At 66.7% G+C, this 1,637-nt stretch carries 2 protein-coding genes; both read right to left on the bottom strand.

What is annotated here, in order from left to right; translation table 11 throughout:
* Positions 1–34 precede the first annotated feature (34 nt).
* On the bottom strand, positions 35–1,156 hold the full coding sequence (locus ACSDR0_RS50450) for an IS630 family transposase (RefSeq protein WP_435296105.1): 1,122 nt from the start codon (positions 1,154–1,156) through the stop codon (positions 35–37).
* Positions 1,157–1,231: 75 nt separating this feature from the next.
* The gene (locus tag ACSDR0_RS50445) at positions 1,232–1,555 is read right to left on the bottom strand and encodes a hypothetical protein (protein WP_435296104.1); all 324 of its coding nucleotides are present in this window, start codon (positions 1,553–1,555) and stop codon (positions 1,232–1,234) included.
* Between the last annotated feature and the right edge of the window lie 82 nt (positions 1,556–1,637).

Below are 1,637 nucleotides of genomic sequence, written 5' to 3'. Positions count from 1 at the left end.
CTAGTGCCGTGACCGCATAGGTTCACCGGGTTTGTCAGGCTGCGGCCTTGATAGGGCGTCCGCCCCAGCGGATGCCCTTCTCGCCGCGGACGCGTGCGCGCTCACGGCGTTGGGCGGCCAGGACGTCGGGGTGGCGGGCGTTCGCGTTGCGCCAGCGCAGGTAGGCGTGCAGGGCCCGGGTCTGGACGGTGTGGTTGCAGTGGTTGGAGTTGGCGATGGTGAACTGCCGCAGCGGCCCGAAATGCGCCTCGATCGGGTTCGCCCAGGACGCGTAGGTCGGAGTGAAGCACAGCTCGACGCGGTTTTTCTTCGCCCAGCAGCGCGTCTTGGCGCCTTTGTGTGCGGACAAGTTGTCCAAGATCACGTAGATCGGGGCCCCATCCGGGCGGGCGGCCCGGATCGACTTCAGCGCGGCCAGGGTGTTGACGGTGCCCTTCTTACGGCGGTTGACACCCCAGAGGGTGTCGTCGCCGACCGAGTAGCAGCCATGGAAGTATCGGATCCCGTGGGTGCGGTGGTAGGTCGCCGGGTGCCGCTCCGGGTGGTCAACGACGGCCCAGCCCGAGCCCATCATGGGCCGGATGCCGAGCGGCCCGAACTCGTCAAAGGCGAAGACCCGGTCCGGGAAGCGGTCCAGAACCTCCTCGATCCGGTCCAGCTTCGCGTCGCGGTCGGGATCGGGGGACTCCTTCCACGTCTTGGTGCGCTGGAAGGTGACGCCACACCGAGCCAGAAGGAGGCGTAACGCCTCGCGGCCGATCCGGATCACGCGGCCGTGGGCTTTGCGCAGGTAAGCGAGCAGTTTGCGGATAGACCAGCGGGTGAAGGGCTGGCCGAGCGTGGTCGGTCGGGTGGTGGCCGTCTTGATGACGAAGTCCTCGTCGTCAGAGCTGAGCAGGCGGGGACGGCCTCCCGCCCACTGAGGGTCCAGGCAGGCAAGGCCGATCTCGTTGAACCGGTGGATCACGTCGCGGACGGTGTCCTCATCGGCCTGCACCAGCTGGGCGATCACCGGGACCCGGTTCCCGCCAGCCGAGGCCAGTAGCATCATCGCGCGCCGCAACCGCACCGAGCTGGTGCTGCCTCGGCGCACGATCTGCTGCAGTTTCTGCCCCTCCTGGTCGGTCAGTCTGCGCACACGGACAGGCTCAGCCACCGCACCTCCAGCGGTCGGATTGGACGTCCTTGCACATCCAACCGCCCCGACCGCCACCTCGGCGAACCTTCCCAGTCAGAGGTCTACTTTGTCGCGCAAGGTATCGATCTCGGCGGCCAGCACGGCCATGTCGCGCACGTGTGTGTAGTACTTGACCGCGTACTCGTCGTCGATCGCCGGGAGAACCTTCTCGAACGCCGCCGTGAGCTTCAGCAAGCCCGCGCGGCGCTGCTCATCGAGTGGGCCTTTGAGGACATCGGAGGCATAGCCGTAGGCGTCCGCGTCGAGCAGCACCATCTCCTGGCCTTCGATGTCCAGGCCGCGAAAGCCCGGAGGGAACGGCGCGGCCATGTGCTCGGCCATCAACTGCGAGAGCGCGTTGAGTTTCTCTTTGAACATGTGCAAGATCCTGCCAGGGGCACACGGGCGACGAGGGCCGGTTCGACTTCAACCCGGTGAACCTATGCGGTCACGGCACTAG

It is taken from the genome of Streptosporangium sp. G11 (assembly GCF_051192615.1).
Lineage (GTDB): Bacteria > Actinomycetota > Actinomycetes > Streptosporangiales > Streptosporangiaceae > Streptosporangium.
This window is presented reverse-complemented; position numbering and strand designations above follow the sequence as displayed.